This is a genomic window from Pseudomonas sp. COR18, assembly GCF_048568395.1.
Taxonomy (GTDB): domain Bacteria; phylum Pseudomonadota; class Gammaproteobacteria; order Pseudomonadales; family Pseudomonadaceae; genus Aquipseudomonas; species Aquipseudomonas fuscovaginae_B.
Genome location: NZ_CP183808.1, coordinates 6209046 through 6224553, shown reverse-complemented (window position 1 = coordinate 6224553; position 15508 = coordinate 6209046). Strand labels below are relative to the sequence as shown.

Here is a 15508-nt window from a genome sequence, read left to right as displayed (position 1 = left end):
CTACAGGATTCGCTCCAGTTGACTGGCGATCATCGCGGCCATCATTGCACTGACTTTCGCCGCATCCATGTTCTCGTCGAACAGCATCTCCACCGTGGCGTGGATCATCTCCACGGTGAGGCGGATGGCATCATCCAGGGTCTCGCGTTGGGCGTGCGGAAACAGTGCCATCATCGCGTCGACCTGCTCCCGGGCCACGCGGCGATGGGAGTCCAGCCTCACGTGTTCAAGTACCGGCACGGCGCGTAGCGCCTTGAGGGTCCACATGCCTCCTTCGGTCTCGCGTGTCACTTCGTAGGTATTGAGGATCAGCCCGCTCAAGGCCGTTTCCAGTTCAAGCGCAGTACCGCTCAGGACCTGCGGAGTTATCCATCGATCGATACAGGCGTTCTGGCGCTCCAGCAGACGTTGCCCCAGCACACTGAGCAGGGCGAACTTGTTGGGGAAGTAGCGATACAGAGCCGGAGGTGTCAGTCCCGCTCGCGCGCATACCAGATTGGTCGACAGACGTTCGATGCCCACCTCGGTCAGAATTTTCGCGGTGGCGTCGAGGATCCGTTCATAGGTTTCGGTCGCGCGTTGCTGGGCGGGACGTTTTTTCGCGGCGAGGGCGGTACCCGCACTGGGGGATGAGGTGGGCGGTGGAGCGGACTTGGCCATGGTGTCCCTTCAGGCAAAAGCAGAAAAGATAGCGAAGACTATCGGACGCTTGTTTTTTGGAAAAATGATAGTTATAACTATCGTGTAGTCATCACTATCATAACTGATCGATGCGGTGTGTGACTGCCTTTCTGTAGAACAAAAAAATCAATGAAAGGACAAGACGATGAAGCTACGACCCTGCGTTATGTTCGCTCTGTTTGGCTTGCTCTGCGGCACCGGCCACGCCGCCCAGGGACCCGCCGAGGCCAAGGGCCTGTGGCTCACCGAGGACGAGGATGCGGTCATCCGCCTGGCGGATTGTCCGACCGGCGCCTCCATGCTCTGTGGCCAGGTGGTGTGGGTCAGGGACCAGGCCTCCGTTGCCAGCGACTGCGGCACCCATGTGCTGCAAATGTCCCGGTATGAGGAGGAGGCCTGGCGTGAGGGTTGGGTCTACGATCCGCGCGATCACAAGAAGTACAAGGGCGTCGTTCGCCTCAAGGACGGTCTGCTCAACATCAGGGCTTTCGTCGGCACCGAGATCCTTGGCAAGACCGAAGTGCTCAAGCGCGTGGAGACGTTCCCGGCCACCCCGGTGTGTCCTGCATAACCCGGTCCGGTCAGGAGGAGAATCCTATGTGCAAAGCTCATGTCCAGGACGCCCTGGCAGCGGTTCTGCTGTCGTTGCTCGCTCCGGCATTCGCTGCGGCGGATGAGGATGCAACGGATGCAACCGCCACTTACGCGATCGATGTCACGGCGCGCCTGGCTTCGGATAACCGCACACGCAGTGTGTCCGACTCGTTGAATCGGCCCGGGGCCAAGGTCACCGTGCAGATCGCCCACGAGAGCGGGTTGGTGGCTCTTGCCGAGTTCACCACGGTCAGCAAGAAGCAATTTCTCGGGGGCGACGGCGCCGGTGTGCTGCTCGCCGGCGGGTATCGTTTCGGCAATCCGGAGGCCTGGCATTTCGGCGTGGGGGTGGCCAGTGAGATGTTCCCCGGGGCGCAGTTCAAGGCACCCAATCGTTTCGACTTCGACACCTTCACACCGACCGACGAACACAGTACGAACTACAACTCGCAGTTCGCGGTGCTCGAGGTCGGGTATGGCGCGCTGGAGGGGCGCATCGCCCAGGTGCTCTCCAAAACCTACCGGGGTGCGAACACCGGGGGTGTCTGCGGGGCGATGCTGCAGTACAGCAGTGACCCGACCAAGGCGCTGGAGTGTTATGCCAGGGGGGAAAAGAACTCCCGCGGCAGCACGCTCTACGACCTCGATTACAAATACGCGCTGGCGCGTAATACACAGTTGAAACTGCATGCCGGCTACCAGCAGATCGCCAATTTCTCCGAGGCCAATTTCTCCGACTATGGGGTGGGGCTGACGCACCGGCACTGGGGGTTCGACTGGGGTGTCGACTGGGTCTCGCCGCATACCCGGGCGCGCGAGTTGTACAGGGTCCAGGACGGTGATCATGTGCGGACCACCGATGACAGTCGCTGGGTCTTTTCGGTTTCCCGCCTTTTCTGAGTAGTTGCCATGACTGCATTTTTCGTATCCCGGTCGCCTTCGGTGGCCGCCGGGCTGGAGCAACTCGTCCTGGCGGTGGACCTAGGCACATCCGGGTGCAAGTGCGCCCTGGTGTCCCTGGACGGCCAGGTGCATGCCTGGGTCTTCAACAGCGTACCCCTGCACGTCAACGGGGTCAGTGCCGAGCAGAATCCGGGCGACTGGTGGGCCGCGTTCCTGAAGGGCGCGAGCGAGCTGTTGCAGGCGGATCCGGCCAGGCGCCGCCAGGTGGTCGCCGTGTGCTGTTCCACCCAGAGCGAGGGAACGGTCTGCGTGGATCGGGCCGGGCAGGCCATCGGCAACGCCATGCTGTGGCTGGATATGCGTGGCGCCGCCGCGGTCAAGCGCCGCATGGGCGGTGGCCGATTCAACCTGGGCGGTTACGCGCCCCTGAAACTGTGGCGTTCGCTGCGTCTTACCGGTGGTGCACCGGCCTTGTCCGGCAAGGACTCGGCGGGGCACATCGCTTTTATCTGCGACCATGAGCCCGAGCGCTACGCCCGAACGTACAAGTTCCTGAATGTCCTCGACTACATGAACCTGAAGCTGACCGGGCGCTTCTGTGCCACCGGCGACTCGATGCTGACGGCCTGGGTGACCGACAATCGTGATTCGCGGCACATTCGGTATCACCAGGGCCTGGTCGACGGGCTGGGTATCGATGCACAGAAACTGCCCGAACTCGTGAACTCCACCCAAGTGCTGGGCCCGCTGCTGCCGGACCTGGTGGCCAGCCTCGGCCTGTCGCCCGATACCCGGGTGGTGGCGGGGGCGACGGACACCTCGGCGGTGGCAGTGGGTGCGGCGGTCAGCGACTACTCGCCGCATCTCTACCTGGGCACGTCTTCCTGGGTCGGGGCGCATGTGCCCTTCAAGAAATCCAGTGTGCGCAACCATATGGCCGCAGTGCCCAGCGCGATCAGCGGACGCTACCTGGCGATGGCCATGCAGACGGCCGCCGGGGCGAACCTGTCGTTTCTGCGTGATCGGATCATCTATCACCCCGACGAGTTGCTCAGCGATGAGCAGCACCCGGATGTCTACGAGTTGCTGGACCGGATCGCCTCCCGCGTGCCGGCGGGGGCCCGCGGGCTGATCTACATGCCTTGGCTGTGCGGCGAGCGTTCGCCGGTCGACGACCCGAGCCTGCGAGCCGGGCTGTTCAACCTGAAGCTGGAGCATTCGCGTGAAGACGTCATTCGCGCGTTCCTCGAAGGCATTGCCCTCAATACCCGCTGGATGCTGGAGCCGTTTGGCCGCTTCCTCGGGCGCTCCGGCGAGGCCATCACGGCGGTCGGCGGGGGCGCGCAGTCCGACCTGTGGTGCCAGATCATGGCCGATGTCACCGGCCAACGGATTCATCAGCCCGACCACCCCATCCAGACCAACGCCCGTGGAGCTGCCTTTATCGCGGCTGTTGGCCTGGGTGCCCTGAAGTTCGACGACATCCCCGGCCTTCAGCGGCCGCACCGGACCTATGAGCCGTCCAGGGATCTCAAGGGGCTTTACGACGATCGTTTCGCCACCTTCCAGGAAGTGCAGAAGTGCCTGACACCGCTGTACCGCCGCCTAAACCCTCCGGAGAGCATTTGATGAGCATCTTTCAACAACGGGTCGTGGAGCTGTCCCAGCACCTGTCACGACTCGGTTTCTTTGCCGCAACGGGTGGCAACCTGGCGCTGCGTATCGATGCCGAGCACATGGCGGTCACGCCCTCTGCCGTTGACTACCACAGCATGCAGGCCAAGGACGTGTGCATCGTGCGGCTCAAGGATCTGCACAAGGTCGCCGGCGAGGGGACTCCGTCGGTCGAGAGCAGCCTGCATGCGCGGGTGTTGCGTCGACGTCCTGACGTGCAGTGCACCATCCACACACATCAACCCCTGGCCAGTGCCTGCACGCTATTTGGCGAAGCGTTGGTCGTGGATCGCGCACCCACGCGAGAACTGCTTGGGGTACGAGTCCCCATCGTGGGTTATGCGCCTTCCGGTAGCCGATGGCTGGCCAGCAAGCTGGAGCGTGCGGTCCGCTCCGACCTCAACGGTTATCTGATGCGCAATCACGGGGTGCTGTGCTGCGGCCCGGACATTGAAACGACGCTTGAGCGTCTGGAGGGGCTCGAAGACTTCTGTCGTCAATACCTGCTCGATCACATCAATGCACGCCTGCAGGAGCAACCGGGCCAGCGGGCGGCGTCGCTGCCGCTGATCGCGGCGCTGGTGGATGCGTCGTCAACATCCGTTCATTCCTTCAAGCGTCCATAGAGGCAACCATGAATCAGGTTTTTACCGCTCCTCAAACAGGTCCCGCCGCTTGCTCGGCCATCTCGACCTGGCCAGATGTCGACAGTCTCTATCAGCGCTTCGATGCGCTGGTCAAACAGCCGATCCGGCCCATTCGCCGGGATGCGCTCAGCCGGGTGATGTCCTATTTCGAAGAGCGCTGCAAAGGTTCAAGGCAGCTCGCCGAGACCGCGAAAACGGTGATCCCCGGGGGCGTGCAGCACAACCTGGCGTTCAACCACCCGTTTGCCCTGGCCATTGCCCAGGCCCAGGGCGCGTACCTGACCGATGTCGATGGAAACCGCTACATCGACTTCCTGCAGGCCGGGGGCCCAACCTTGCTGGGATCCAACCATCCTGTCATTCGGGAGCAGGTCAACCGCATTCTCGATGAGTGCGGGCCGGTGACCGGGCTGCTGCACGAGTATGAGGTCAAGCTGGCGCAACTGGTCTGCGAGGTCATGCCCGGCGTGGACATGGTGCGTCTACTGGGTTCCGGTACCGAGGCGGTGATGGCGGCTGTCCGCCTGGCCCGTGCCTACACCGGTAAAAAATGGGTGATCAAGGTCGGAGGGGCCTACCACGGTTGGAGTGATCAACTGGTGTATGGGATGCGCCTGCCCGGTACGGGGCGGCTGGAGGCGGTGGGGATTCCCCGAGGGGCGACCGGTTGCACCCAGGAGAGTCCGCCAAACAATCTCGAAGCCCTGAGACGACGGCTGCTGATCAATCGGCTGCGGGGCGGCACCGCGGCGATCATCGTCGAGCCGTTCGGCCCTGAAAGTGGCACACGACCGGTGCACCCGGATTTCAATCGGCAGTTGCGCAAGCTCTGCGATGAATTCGGCACGTTGCTGGTCTTCGATGAGGTGGTGACCGGATTCCGGGCGGGCATGGGCGGTGCACAGGCCTACTTCAACGTCATGCCAGACATCACCGTGCTCGGCAAATGCCTGACGGGGGGCTACCCCATGGCCGGCGCCATTGGTGGGCGCCGCGAGGTGATGGCGCTGCTGGCGGGTGGGATTGGTACTTCCGCACGGCGGGCATTCGTCGGCGGCACCTTGTCTGCCAACCCGCTCTCCTGTGTGGCGGGCTATTACGCCTTGCGCGAGGCGCAGAAGCTGGATGCGGCCGGTGTCGCGGGCAGGGCCGGCGATCGGCTGCGGGCAGGTCTGGAGGAAATCATCGCGCGCCGTGGCCTGCCCTATGTTGCCTACAACATCGGCTCCATCGTGCACCTGCAGACCTCGGGTGTCCTGCTGCTGGACACCAGCAATCCGATCAAATTGCTGCGCGCCCGCCACGAGGCGAAAAGCCGCAAACACATGATGGAAGAGATGGGCGCCGCTTACACCGCGCACGGTCTGATCACCCTGGCCGGTAGCCGTATCTACACCAGCCTGGCCGATACCGACGCGGTGATCGACGATGCACTTGAGCGCTTCGATAATGTTTTTCAACTGGTGTAGGGGGACGTCTGATGAACACGGTCATACGGCAACAATGGCTGGATCTGCGCCAGCGCCTGGCGAGCCAGGTGGTCGAACCTGAGGCCAGCTTTTCGATTCGGGTACCGGGCGGCCGCTCGATGCTGGTGGGTTGGGTGCTCAAGGGCGAGCCGCAAACGTTCGATTGGCAAGCCCAGGCTGGCGATGACGCGCAGGCGATCACCCATGCCGCGATCTACCGCGCGCGTCCCGATGTGGGGGCCATCCTGATGGGGGGCGGCACGTTCGGTTTCTGCCTGGCCGGCTTCGGGGGACAACTGCCGGTGCTGTTCGACGAACAGGCCCGCCACCTGGGCCATATGGGGCCACCGGCAGGGCATGAGCGGGATTTGCCGCGCAGTTTGCAGGCTGGGGGCAACAGCCTGCTGATCCGAGGGGTGCCGGTTTGCCTTGGAACCACCTCCGCCCGGATGGCGCTCAATGCGGAACTGTTCGAAAAATGCGCCAAGGCCTATACCTTGGCCAAGGCAACCGGGAAGCGTATCAGCCAGTTGCCCTGGCTGATCGATTTCGTTGCCAACGGCCGTTTGCTCAAGGACGAGAAGAGGGCCGCACAAGCCTATGCCAACGGACAACTGCCTCAGGAAATCCGTGGTTATTGAGTCGTCCCGGGGGATAACAACAATGAAAGCCACCTCTACGTTTGGCCGTAGCCATGTGATCGCCGCCCTTGCCCTGGGCTCGATCGGCACACTGATGACGGGTCTGCAGCCGTTGCTGCTGGGAGAGTTGCTGGCGGCAGGCCGCCTGTCGATGGAGGGCGTTGGGATCGTTGCCATGGGCGAGATCGTGTCGTTGGGCCTGGGCGTGGTACTCGGCGATATCCTGCAATCCCGTGTTCGCTTTCGGTCGTTGATGATCGTGGCAGCACTGGTTGCCGTCTGTATGGACCTTGCCACGCTACAGGCCGTGAGCGATGTCCCGCTGATGGCGGTACGAACCCTGGCCGGGTTCGCCCAGGGCGTGCTGGTCTGGGGTGCGGTCAGCCTGCTGCTGCGGGCTGCCGACCCGGATCGGTTGTCGGGGCTGTTCATGCTATTGCAGACCTTGGCCCAGGCAACCATTGCCGCATTGCTGGCCTTTACAGTCCTGCCTCGACTCGGCATTTCGGGGGGCTTCGCCTTGCTCGCCCTGTTGACCCTTTGCGTGCTGGTTCTGGTGCGTTGGCAGCCTGACCGGTTGCCGGCGATCCTGGATGAGGGTGGGGATAACGGTTTTGTCTGGTCGATGGGACATGTGTTGCTTCTGCTCGCGGTGTTCGGCCAGCTTTGTGCGATTGGCGCCTTGTGGGCCTACCTGGAACCGTTGGGCAAATCGGTGGGCCTGGATGGGCCAGGTGCTCAATGGCTGATCGCGGGCACCCTGTTCATGCAGGTGTTGGGCGGTGCCTTCGGTACCCTGATGGTACGGCGTATCCCGGAATTATCGATGCTGGCAATGGCGGCACTGGTGTTGGCCGGTGTCGGATTGGGGATGCACGCCTCGATTCAACGCGGGGCCTCCGGGTTCCTGTTGCTTTGTGGCCTGTTCGGCTTCGTCTGGTTGTCGCTCACGCCTTTCCAGATCCGCCTGGCGCTGCGCCTGGACCCGAGCGGGAGGGTGGCGATCCTGATCCCGGCCATGCAACTGCTGGGTAGTGCCTGTGGGCCCCTGGTCGCGTCGCAGTGGGTGGTGGGGGAGCAGGCGGATACGGTCACGCTGGTCAGTACCGTGTTTTCCCTGGTGGTGGTCGGCCTGGTGCTCTCGATTCGCCGCTATGTCACCCCGGGGCCGTCGCCCTTCGAACACCAGGTGGTGCTGATCGTCGGCGCTTCGTCCGGTATGGGCCGCTGCCTGGCGTTACGGCTTGCCGAACAAGGGGCGGTGGTTGTGGCCACCGCTCGCAACTTGGACCGCCTGACCGAGTTGCAACGGGAGATCCACGCCAAGGGCGGGCGCTGTCTCATCCATGCTGCAGACGCCCTGGATGAGTCGAGCGCCAGCCGGGTGGTCGACGAAACGGTTGCCGACCTTGGGCGCATCGACGTGGTGGTGCTCAACGCCGGTGGTGCGCCGGCTCTCGACATGCGCCAGATGACGGCTGCACAAGTCACGCAGTGCATGCGGGGCAACTATGACGTCGTTGTCCATTACCTGTTTCCCGTGTTGTGGCACATGCGCAAGCAGGGCGCCGGTCTGGTCGTGCACACCAATTCATTGGCTTCATTCCTGGGCGTGCCGCTTCAGGGGCCCTACTGTGCGGCCAAGGGTGCCATGCGGCTGCTGATGGACACGTGCCGCATCGAGTTCGCGGCGGATGGTATCCGCTTCCTGTCTCTCTACCCTGGGTTTGTCGCCACGGCCTCGACTGCTAACGATGGCATGCCTGCGCCACTGGAGATCTCCGAGGAACAGGCCGTCAGCCACATGATTCGGGCCCTGCGCGGCGGCGACTGGGATTACCTGTTCCCCTTGTCCATGCGGTGGTTGGTGCGCCTGGGGCGTGTGCTGCCCAAACCGGTGTTGGCCGCTCTTCTGCGGCGTGAGCTGCCGCCCGTCGCCAACGGTCCCGCGAACCTGTCCAGTGATTGTCCGAACCTGCCTGGAGAGCGTAAATGAATCGGCTCTGCGAGTGTGTCCCCGATACTGATCCCACCCGTATCAGCGCCTGCTTCGAGGCCCAGAAAGGCCGGGCTCTTCAACTGCGTACTTCATCGGCAGCCCAGCGTATCGCCAGCCTGAAACGTTTGCAGAAGGCCCTGGTGGCCGCAAGGCCGGCCCTGTACCAGGCCTTCGTGGAGGATTTCGGCAAGCCTGAATTGGAGGTGGAGTTGACCGAGATCCTTCCCGTCCTGGAGGAGATCGCCCATGCGATCCGACATCTTCGCCAGTGGATGCGCCCACGGCGTGTCGGTATGACGATCACCAGCCTGGGTTCGGCGGCGCGCATCGAATACCAGCCGCGCGGCCGGTGCCTGATCATCGGACCGTGGAATTACCCGGTGGCGACCGTCATCGCTCCCCTCGTTTCGGCGATTGGTGCGGGTAACACAGTCATCTGCAAACCTTCCGAATACACGCCGGCGGTAAATGCAGTGCTGGCCCAGGTGCTGAGTGCGGTATTCACCGCCGATACCGTGGTCCTGATCGAGGGCGGGGTGGCGACCGCCACCGCGTTGCTGGCACTGCCTTTCGATCATATCTTTTTCACCGGCTCGCCCGCAGTGGGGCGCATTGTCATGACCGCCGCTGCGCGGCATCTGACGAGTGTGACCCTGGAGTTGGGGGGGAAGTCTCCGGCGGTGGTCGACGAGAGTGCTGACCTTGAGCGCGCGGCCGAATTGTTACTGTGGGGCAAGTTGATCAATGCCGGGCAGTCCTGCATCGCCCCCGATCATGTGTTCGTCCATCGACGTGTGCGAGAGGCGTTCGTCGAGGCGTGCAAAGTGATTCTGGTCGCACGTCATGGGGCGCAAACGTCGGATCTGGCGCGAATCATCGATCACTCCCATGCCGAGCGTATGGCCGAACTGATCGAGGATGCCCAGGCGTGTGGCGTTCCCTTGCTCTGGGGTGGCCAATACGATATCGACCGTTGTCATGTCGCCCCCACCTTGTTTGGGGCTCCGATCAATGCAGCGCGCATCGGGCATGAGGAAATCTTCGGGCCGCTGCTGCCAATTATCGAGTTCGACCATCTGGAGGAGGTTGTCGCGCAGATAAACGCCGGGCCCAAACCGCTGGCGCTGTATATCTGGAGCCAGAGCAGGAGGGTGGCCAGGCGGTTGCTGGCGGTCACCAGTTCCGGTGGCGCCTGCATCAATCACTGTATGCAGCAGTACACGCAGTGCAAACTGCCCTTTGGCGGAGTCAACCACTCGGGAATGGGCAGCAGCCACGGCATCCATGGTTTTCGGGCGTTTTCCCACGAGCGGGCGGTGCTCACCGGCGGAGCCTTCCTGCCCATCCGATGGCTGTTTGCGCCGTATACCCCCACCCGAATGAAACTGGCCCGCTGTATCTCGATGCTCGCCAGCCGGTTCGGCTAGCGAGCCATTACCGTCGAAGACGGGCACCTTCCAAAAGTCAGGCCGGCATCTCGATCCGGATCACCGTACCGCCGCCGACACGATTGGCGGCGGCAATGGTGCCGCCATGTGCGGCGCAGATGGCCTGGGCGATCGACAGACCCAGGCCGCTGCCACCACTGTGCCGGGCGCGGGAACGTTCGGCCCGCCAGAAGCGGTCGAAGATGTTGCTCAGGTCTGCGGGGTCGATGCCGGGGCCGCGGTCGGCGACGCTGAGGATGATCGAGGTCCCGGCCGTGACGGCACTGATCTGCAGGTCACCACCCTGGGCGGCGTAACGCAGGGCATTGTCGATGAGGATGTTGATGACCTGTCCCATGCGCCCATTGTCGGCGCGCAGGTGCAGGCTTTCGGCGATTCGCACCTCGGGCTCGATGCCGGCGCTGTGCAGTTGCGTGTTGAACCAGCTCAGGCGTTCATGGACGAGTTGCCCCAGGTTGAACCGGGTCTTGTCCAGTACCAACTGACCCGCCTTGGCCAGCGACAGCAGGTGCAGTTCGTCCACCAGCTTGTTCAACTGGTCGAGTTGTCCCTTGACCCGTTCCAGCTGGTTGAGGTCACGGGGAAAGACTTCGTCCATCATGCCCTGGACACGTCCCAGGGCAGCATTCAGCGGGGTGCGCAGTTCGTGGGCGATCATCGCGCTGGACTCGCGCACTTCCTGTTCATAGCCCTGCAGTTGGGTGGTCATGCTGTTGAAGTCGCCGATCAGGCACTGCAACTCGTCGGGGGCCTTTTCGTTGGCCGGCAGACGGGTCGAAAAGTCGCCCTGGGCGACATGGCGGGCCATTTGGGCGATGGATGAAAACTGGCGTGACAGCGGGCGTGAAAACAGAAAGCCGAACAGCAGGATGAGCGGAATGGACGTGGCCACCAGCAGCCAGAGCAGCAGCCAGTCGCTGTTGCCCAGGCCGGCCAGGACGTTTTCGATCGGGTAGTACTGGCTCAGGATCTGCCAGAGCCTGGCCTGGTTGAGCTGTGGATCGGCCCGCAACTGCTGGAATTCGGCTTGCACAGGCACGGGAATCCTTTGCAGCATGGCCCTGTCCATCAGGGTGAAGTGCACCCACATGGCGAAGGCGATGGCCAGCACCGCGCCGATGGCCAGCAGGCTCATGCGCAGACCTACCCAGTGCCACAGGCGGACCCTTTTCATTCTCAGGTATCGGGGCACGTCATCACCTGAACCGGTAGCCAATGGAGCGGACGGTCACCAGCACGTCCACGATTGCGTGGACTTCGAGCTTGCGCCGCAGGTTGTGCACGTGGGTGTCGACGACCCTGGCCAGGGCGTCGCTGTCCGGCAGGCAGATCTCCAGCAGTTCGTCCCGGGTGAAGGCCTTGGCCGGGGTGGCCAGCAGGGTGGCGAGCAGCTTGAACTCGGTGGGCGTCAGGTCGAGCAGGATGGGGTCGCCGCCGACGCTGTCGATGGCGGCGGTGACCGCCTCGAGATCCACCCGCAAACGGTTGTAGCACAGTTGACGGTCATTGCTGGCGCTGCTGTTCGAGCGTCGTAGCACCGCGTGGACGCGGGCCACCACTTCCTTGGGGTTATAGGGCTTGACCACGTAGTCGTCGGCACCGTAGCGCAGTGCCCCGAGTTTTTCCGGCTCGTCACCCATGGCGGTGACCATGATCACCGGTGTGTCACTGCTGCGGCGGACCGTGGACAGCACCTCGGTGCCGCTCACTCTCGGCAGCATGATGTCCAGCAGAATCAGGTCGGGTTTCCATTGCCGATGCAGGTCGATACCGCGCTGTCCGTCTTCGGCCAGCGCGACCTCGAAGCCATCGCGCCGCAGGTAGGCCTCCAGAATACTGGCACTGTCGGCATGGTCCTCGACGACCAGAATACGTTTTCCTGACACGGGGAAGCCTCTTGATCAAATCTTGATATTTTGCGGACGATTCATTGAAAGTCGGCCCTTAGGATGGCTCGCAGACCTCATTGTCGCGAAGCGATCCTATGCTGACGAATACGCCCTTGTCCAAGTCTACCCGACGCCTTGCGCAGCGCCTCTGCGAGCTTCTGCTCGCCTTGGCGGTGGCGGGGTGTTCCCTGGCACCCGACTACGAGCGTCCGGTACCGGCTGTGCCGCGACAGCAGGGCCAGAGCCTGGTCGCAAACCCTGTGGAAGGGGCACCGGCAAGCTTGTCCGCTGATGAAGAGACCCTGCTGGCGGAACTGGCGCCGGACGGGCAGCTTCGCCGACAGGTCGTGCTGGCGCTCGGTTCCAACCGCGACTTCCAGCTGGCGGGCCTTCGTGTGCTGGAGGCCCGGGCGCTTTACGGCGTCAGCGATGCCGACCGCAGCCCGACCTTGAATGCCGGCCTTCAGCGTGATCGTCAGCATTTCGATAACGCGGCGGCCGACGAGCGCTACGGACAGGACCTGAGTGTCGCCTCTCTCGGGGTCTCGGACTTCGAACTGGATTTCTTCGGCCGGGTGAAGAACCTCTCAGCGGCGGCACGCCATGACTATCTGGCGACGACCCTCGGTCAGCAGGCGGCCCGTCGTGCGTTGCTGATCGAAATCGTCCGCGCCTACCTGCTCGAACAACAGGCCGGTGCCCGACAGGTCGCTGCCCAACGTATCTGTGAGGCTCGCCAGGCGTTGCTGCGCATGGCACAGGAGCAGCAGCGCGAGGGCGCGTTGTCCGCCGACGACCTGGCGTTGACCCGAGGCGAGGCGCTAAGCGCCCAGCGCCAGTTGCAGGCGGCTATCGCCAATCATTCGCGTGCCACCCAGGCCCTGGCACTGTGGGGCGGCTATGGCCCGACCTGGACGGCTGCGCCGCCGGTGTCCGATGAGGCGCTGGCGATGGCCTTGAGCACGCCCGGCTGGCTGGTCGACATGCCCTCCCAGCGTCTGCTGGAGCGCTTCGACGTGCGTCAGAGCGAGGAGTTGCTCAAGGCCGCCAACGCCAATGTCGGCGCCGCCAGGGCGGCCTTCTTTCCGACCATTCGGTTGAGTACCGGGATCGGCGTGGCGAGTGAAAGCCTGGGGCATCTGCTCGATGCCGGCCGGGGCGCCTGGCTGTTCTCGCCCCAGTTGACGCTGCCCTTGTTCGACGGCGGGCGTTCCCTGGCCAATCTGGACCTGGCCGAGGTGCGCCGGCAGATAGCTGTCGTGCAGTACCAGAAGACCGTCCAGGCGGCCTTTCGTGAAGTCGCCGATGTCTTGACCCGGCGGCAGCAGGTTCTGGAGCGCCTGCACAGTGAAACCGACCTGCGCAACCTGGCCCAGGAGCAGGCCGATCGCCTGTCCCTCGTGGTGGCGGCGGGCGGCGCCGAGCGCGGTCAGTTGCTGACCTCCCGCATTCGTCTTGCCCAGGCCGACCTGGCGTGGCGGCAGTCCCGCTACGACGTGTTGCTCAATCGCCTGGATATCTATCGCGTGCTCAGTGGTACGGATGCCGCAGCACCTCCATCTCATCCTGATACCGGAGCCTCATCATGAATCCTCTCAACCTGTTGCGTGAACCGGGCAATGCCTTGCCCCGATGCCTGCTGGCTGCCGGCGTATTGCTCTGCAGTGGCGTCAGCCTGGCCGAGCAGGGCGTTACGAACACCGGGCAAAGCCTCTGGGGAGAGAAGACTGACGTCACCCTGGGTATGGGCGTCGCCATTGTGCCGCGCTACATGGGTGCCGACGAATATCGCCATCAATGGGTACCGACGCTGAGCCTGCAGCGCGGCCTGCTGTTCATCGACAGCACTCGCGGCCTGGGGCTGCAGTGGCAATCGCCCAGTGGCTTCAGTGCCAGTGCCGCGCTCAACTATGACTTCGGTCGAAGCGATAAAAATACCAGCAGTCGTCCCGGTTCCAATGAGCTCGAAGGCATGGGCAGCGTGGCTGGGGCGACTGTGGCCGATTTCACGCTGGCACAGCAGCTGCTGCCATGGCTGTCCGTCAGCGCCGAAGCCGAGTTGCGCACCGCCGGGCAGAAGCGCGGCAACCGCTATCGGCTGGGGGTGGAGGGTATCGTCTATCACAACCCGAGGGACACGGTTGCCGTCGATATCGATGCCCATGCCGGCGACGGGCGCTACAACCAGACCTACTTCGGTGTCAGCTCACTGCAAAGCCAGCGCTCCGGGTTTTCCAGGTTCCAGGCCGATGGCGGGATCTACGCCTATTCGATGGCCCTCAACTGGCAGCATATGTTCGATGCCCATTGGTCGACGGTGGCCAGTCTCGGTGCCTCGCATTACACCGACCAGGCAGGCGCAAGTCCGCTGGTGGAAACCCACCTCGAAGCGACCGGCCTGCTCGCGTTGAATTACAGCTTCTGAGGGGCCATTCATGGAACGCTCTTTCGATTTGTTACGCTGCTGCGCGGTGAGCAGCAGCCTGTCCGGATGGCTGGTGCTGATGCTAGGCGCCTTGATGCTGTGGGGCTGCTCTAGGGAGCAGCCTGCCATCGCGCCCATCAAGCGAGCCGTGAAGATCGAGGCCGTGACGCCGTTGAACGGCCGTGATGCCGTATTCACCGGTACCGTGCGTCAACGTCAGCGTGCAGAGCTGGCCTTTGAATCCGCTGGGCAGATGGTCGAGTTGTTCGTCGAGGTCGGTGACACGGTCAGGGCAGGGCAGGTGTTGGCCAGCCTGGATCTGCAACCGGCTCGGCTTCGCCTGCAGCAGGCTCGGGCCAGACTGGACGCCAGCCGGTCACAGGCTGTCGAGCGCGCAAGCAACCTGGTACGCCAGCAGCGGCTGTTCGCGGCGGGCAGTGTTTCGCAAGGCGTTCTTGAGCAGGCAAGCGAGAGCGATGCGCAGGCGCAGGCCGAAAGGCGTCGGGCACAGGCCGATCTGGCCCTGGCACAGCGCGAGCTCGAGCGCAGCCAACTGATGGCGCCGTTCTCCGGGCGCGTCGTCTCGCGTCGGGCGGACCGTTATGCCCAGCTGGGGGCTGGGCAAGTGGTGCTGGAGGTGGAATCGGCCGGCGACCAGCAGGTGGTCGCGTCACTGCCCGTGGACCAGGCGGCAGGACTCAAGCCGGGCGACTCAGCGTCGGCCTACCGTGCCGATTCGCCTGACAAGCCGTTTGCTCTGGTGCTGGAGGGTGTCTCGCCGAAGGCCAGCAATGGCCTGACGCAACTGTGCATTTTCAAGGTTCGTGATCCGTCCACGGCCATTCCCAGTGACCTCACCGTGCTGGTGCATTTGCAACAGCCCACGCCCCCTGTCCTGTCCATTCCCGAGCGGGCGCTGTGGGTGGGCGTGGACAAGCCCTACGTCTATGTCTACCTGCCGACAGAGCAGAAAGTCTTCAGGCGGCCTGTATCGATCCAGAGGGTCGAGGAGGGCCGAGCATTGCTCGAAAGTGGCCTGCAGCGAGGCGAATGGGTGGTCACCGCCGGCGCTTCGTTCATCACGGATGGCCAGTCGGTCAGCATTTTCCAGCCCACCACTCGCCTGATCGGGAACTGA

At 63.6% G+C, this 15508-nt stretch carries 14 protein-coding genes; 11 read left to right on the top strand and 3 right to left on the bottom strand.

Going from position 1 to position 15508, the window contains the following annotated elements:
- Nucleotides 1-660: a TetR/AcrR family transcriptional regulator gene (locus ACM62G_RS28010; protein WP_419736128.1), complete on the bottom strand. Its 660-nt coding sequence runs from the start codon at nucleotides 658-660 to the stop codon at nucleotides 1-3.
- Nucleotides 661-847: 187 nt separating this feature from the next.
- Here ACM62G_RS28010 and ACM62G_RS28005 point away from each other — a divergent pair, with 187 nt between their 5' ends.
- Genes ACM62G_RS28005 through ACM62G_RS27970 form a run of 8 tightly spaced genes read left to right on the top strand, consistent with a single transcriptional unit; the run spans nucleotide 848 to nucleotide 10035 of the window.
- Nucleotides 848-1252 (top strand): DUF2147 domain-containing protein, encoded by a 405-nt coding sequence (locus ACM62G_RS28005; RefSeq protein WP_419736127.1) that lies wholly within the window; start codon nucleotides 848-850, stop codon nucleotides 1250-1252.
- 26 nt (nucleotides 1253-1278) lie between these two features.
- Entirely contained in the window at nucleotides 1279-2175 is an 897-nt protein-coding gene (locus ACM62G_RS28000) for a TorF family putative porin (protein ID WP_419736126.1), read from the top strand.
- A gap of 9 nt (nucleotides 2176-2184) precedes the next feature.
- Nucleotides 2185-3807: a xylulokinase gene (locus ACM62G_RS27995; RefSeq protein WP_419736125.1), complete on the top strand. Its 1623-nt coding sequence runs from the start codon at nucleotides 2185-2187 to the stop codon at nucleotides 3805-3807.
- Complete coding sequence (locus ACM62G_RS27990; RefSeq protein ID WP_419736124.1) at nucleotides 3807-4478, top strand: class II aldolase/adducin family protein; 672 nt, start codon at nucleotides 3807-3809, stop codon at nucleotides 4476-4478. Before ACM62G_RS27995 ends, ACM62G_RS27990 begins: the two co-directional genes overlap by 1 nt.
- Nucleotides 4479-4486: 8 nt before the next feature.
- Nucleotides 4487-5968 carry an aspartate aminotransferase family protein gene (locus ACM62G_RS27985; protein WP_419736123.1) on the top strand — a complete coding sequence of 494 codons (1482 nt, stop codon included), beginning with the start codon at nucleotides 4487-4489 and terminating at the stop codon, nucleotides 5966-5968.
- An 11-nt stretch (nucleotides 5969-5979) separates the two neighbouring features.
- Nucleotides 5980-6609: a hypothetical protein gene (locus tag ACM62G_RS27980; RefSeq protein WP_419736122.1), complete on the top strand. Its 630-nt coding sequence runs from the start codon at nucleotides 5980-5982 to the stop codon at nucleotides 6607-6609.
- A gap of 22 nt (nucleotides 6610-6631) precedes the next feature.
- Nucleotides 6632-8605: an SDR family NAD(P)-dependent oxidoreductase gene (locus ACM62G_RS27975; RefSeq protein ID WP_419736121.1), complete on the top strand. Its 1974-nt coding sequence runs from the start codon at nucleotides 6632-6634 to the stop codon at nucleotides 8603-8605.
- On the top strand, nucleotides 8602-10035 hold the full coding sequence (locus tag ACM62G_RS27970; protein ID WP_419736120.1) for an aldehyde dehydrogenase family protein: 1434 nt from the start codon (nucleotides 8602-8604) through the stop codon (nucleotides 10033-10035). The genes ACM62G_RS27975 and ACM62G_RS27970 overlap by 4 nt, the downstream gene beginning before the upstream one ends.
- 37 nt (nucleotides 10036-10072) lie before the next feature.
- Here the strand turns inward: ACM62G_RS27970 and ACM62G_RS27965 are convergent, their stop codons facing one another.
- Both ACM62G_RS27965 and ACM62G_RS27960 read right to left on the bottom strand, forming a co-directional pair.
- Complete coding sequence (locus tag ACM62G_RS27965; protein WP_419736119.1) at nucleotides 10073-11230, bottom strand: sensor histidine kinase; 1158 nt, start codon at nucleotides 11228-11230, stop codon at nucleotides 10073-10075.
- Between the two features lie 22 nt (nucleotides 11231-11252).
- The gene (locus tag ACM62G_RS27960) at nucleotides 11253-11942 is read right to left on the bottom strand and encodes a response regulator (protein ID WP_419736118.1); all 690 of its coding nucleotides are present in this window, start codon (nucleotides 11940-11942) and stop codon (nucleotides 11253-11255) included.
- Nucleotides 11943-12040: 98 nt separating this feature from the next.
- On the opposite strand from ACM62G_RS27960, the gene ACM62G_RS27955 reads away from it, so the two are divergent.
- From ACM62G_RS27955 to ACM62G_RS27945, 3 genes are read left to right on the top strand one after another with little or no spacing between them, the layout of a single operon-like run.
- Complete coding sequence (locus ACM62G_RS27955) at nucleotides 12041-13534, top strand: efflux transporter outer membrane subunit (RefSeq protein WP_419736117.1); 1494 nt, start codon at nucleotides 12041-12043, stop codon at nucleotides 13532-13534.
- Nucleotides 13531-14370, top strand: a complete 840-nt coding sequence (locus tag ACM62G_RS27950) for a MipA/OmpV family protein (RefSeq protein ID WP_419736116.1) — start codon at nucleotides 13531-13533, stop codon at nucleotides 14368-14370. The genes ACM62G_RS27955 and ACM62G_RS27950 overlap by 4 nt, the downstream gene beginning before the upstream one ends.
- A gap of 10 nt (nucleotides 14371-14380) precedes the next feature.
- Complete coding sequence (locus tag ACM62G_RS27945; protein ID WP_419736115.1) at nucleotides 14381-15508, top strand: efflux RND transporter periplasmic adaptor subunit; 1128 nt, start codon at nucleotides 14381-14383, stop codon at nucleotides 15506-15508.

Coding starts and splice junctions, on each gene's coding strand:
- ACM62G_RS27985 (WP_419736123.1), top strand. CDS start 4,487: ATGAATCAGGTTTTTACCGCTCCTCAAACAGGTCCCGCCGCTTGCTCG.
- ACM62G_RS27965 (WP_419736119.1), bottom strand. CDS start 11,230: ATGAAAAGGGTCCGCCTGTGGCACTGGGTAGGTCTGCGCATGAGCCTG.
- ACM62G_RS27955 (WP_419736117.1), top strand. CDS start 12,041: ATGCTGACGAATACGCCCTTGTCCAAGTCTACCCGACGCCTTGCGCAG.
- ACM62G_RS28000 (WP_419736126.1), top strand. CDS start 1,279: ATGTGCAAAGCTCATGTCCAGGACGCCCTGGCAGCGGTTCTGCTGTCG.
- ACM62G_RS27970 (WP_419736120.1), top strand. CDS start 8,602: ATGAATCGGCTCTGCGAGTGTGTCCCCGATACTGATCCCACCCGTATC.
- ACM62G_RS27945 (WP_419736115.1), top strand. CDS start 14,381: ATGGAACGCTCTTTCGATTTGTTACGCTGCTGCGCGGTGAGCAGCAGC.
- ACM62G_RS27980 (WP_419736122.1), top strand. CDS start 5,980: ATGAACACGGTCATACGGCAACAATGGCTGGATCTGCGCCAGCGCCTG.
- ACM62G_RS28005 (WP_419736127.1), top strand. CDS start 848: ATGTTCGCTCTGTTTGGCTTGCTCTGCGGCACCGGCCACGCCGCCCAG.
- ACM62G_RS27990 (WP_419736124.1), top strand. CDS start 3,807: ATGAGCATCTTTCAACAACGGGTCGTGGAGCTGTCCCAGCACCTGTCA.
- ACM62G_RS27995 (WP_419736125.1), top strand. CDS start 2,185: ATGACTGCATTTTTCGTATCCCGGTCGCCTTCGGTGGCCGCCGGGCTG.
- ACM62G_RS28010 (WP_419736128.1), bottom strand. CDS start 660: ATGGCCAAGTCCGCTCCACCGCCCACCTCATCCCCCAGTGCGGGTACC.
- ACM62G_RS27975 (WP_419736121.1), top strand. CDS start 6,632: ATGAAAGCCACCTCTACGTTTGGCCGTAGCCATGTGATCGCCGCCCTT.
- ACM62G_RS27950 (WP_419736116.1), top strand. CDS start 13,531: ATGAATCCTCTCAACCTGTTGCGTGAACCGGGCAATGCCTTGCCCCGA.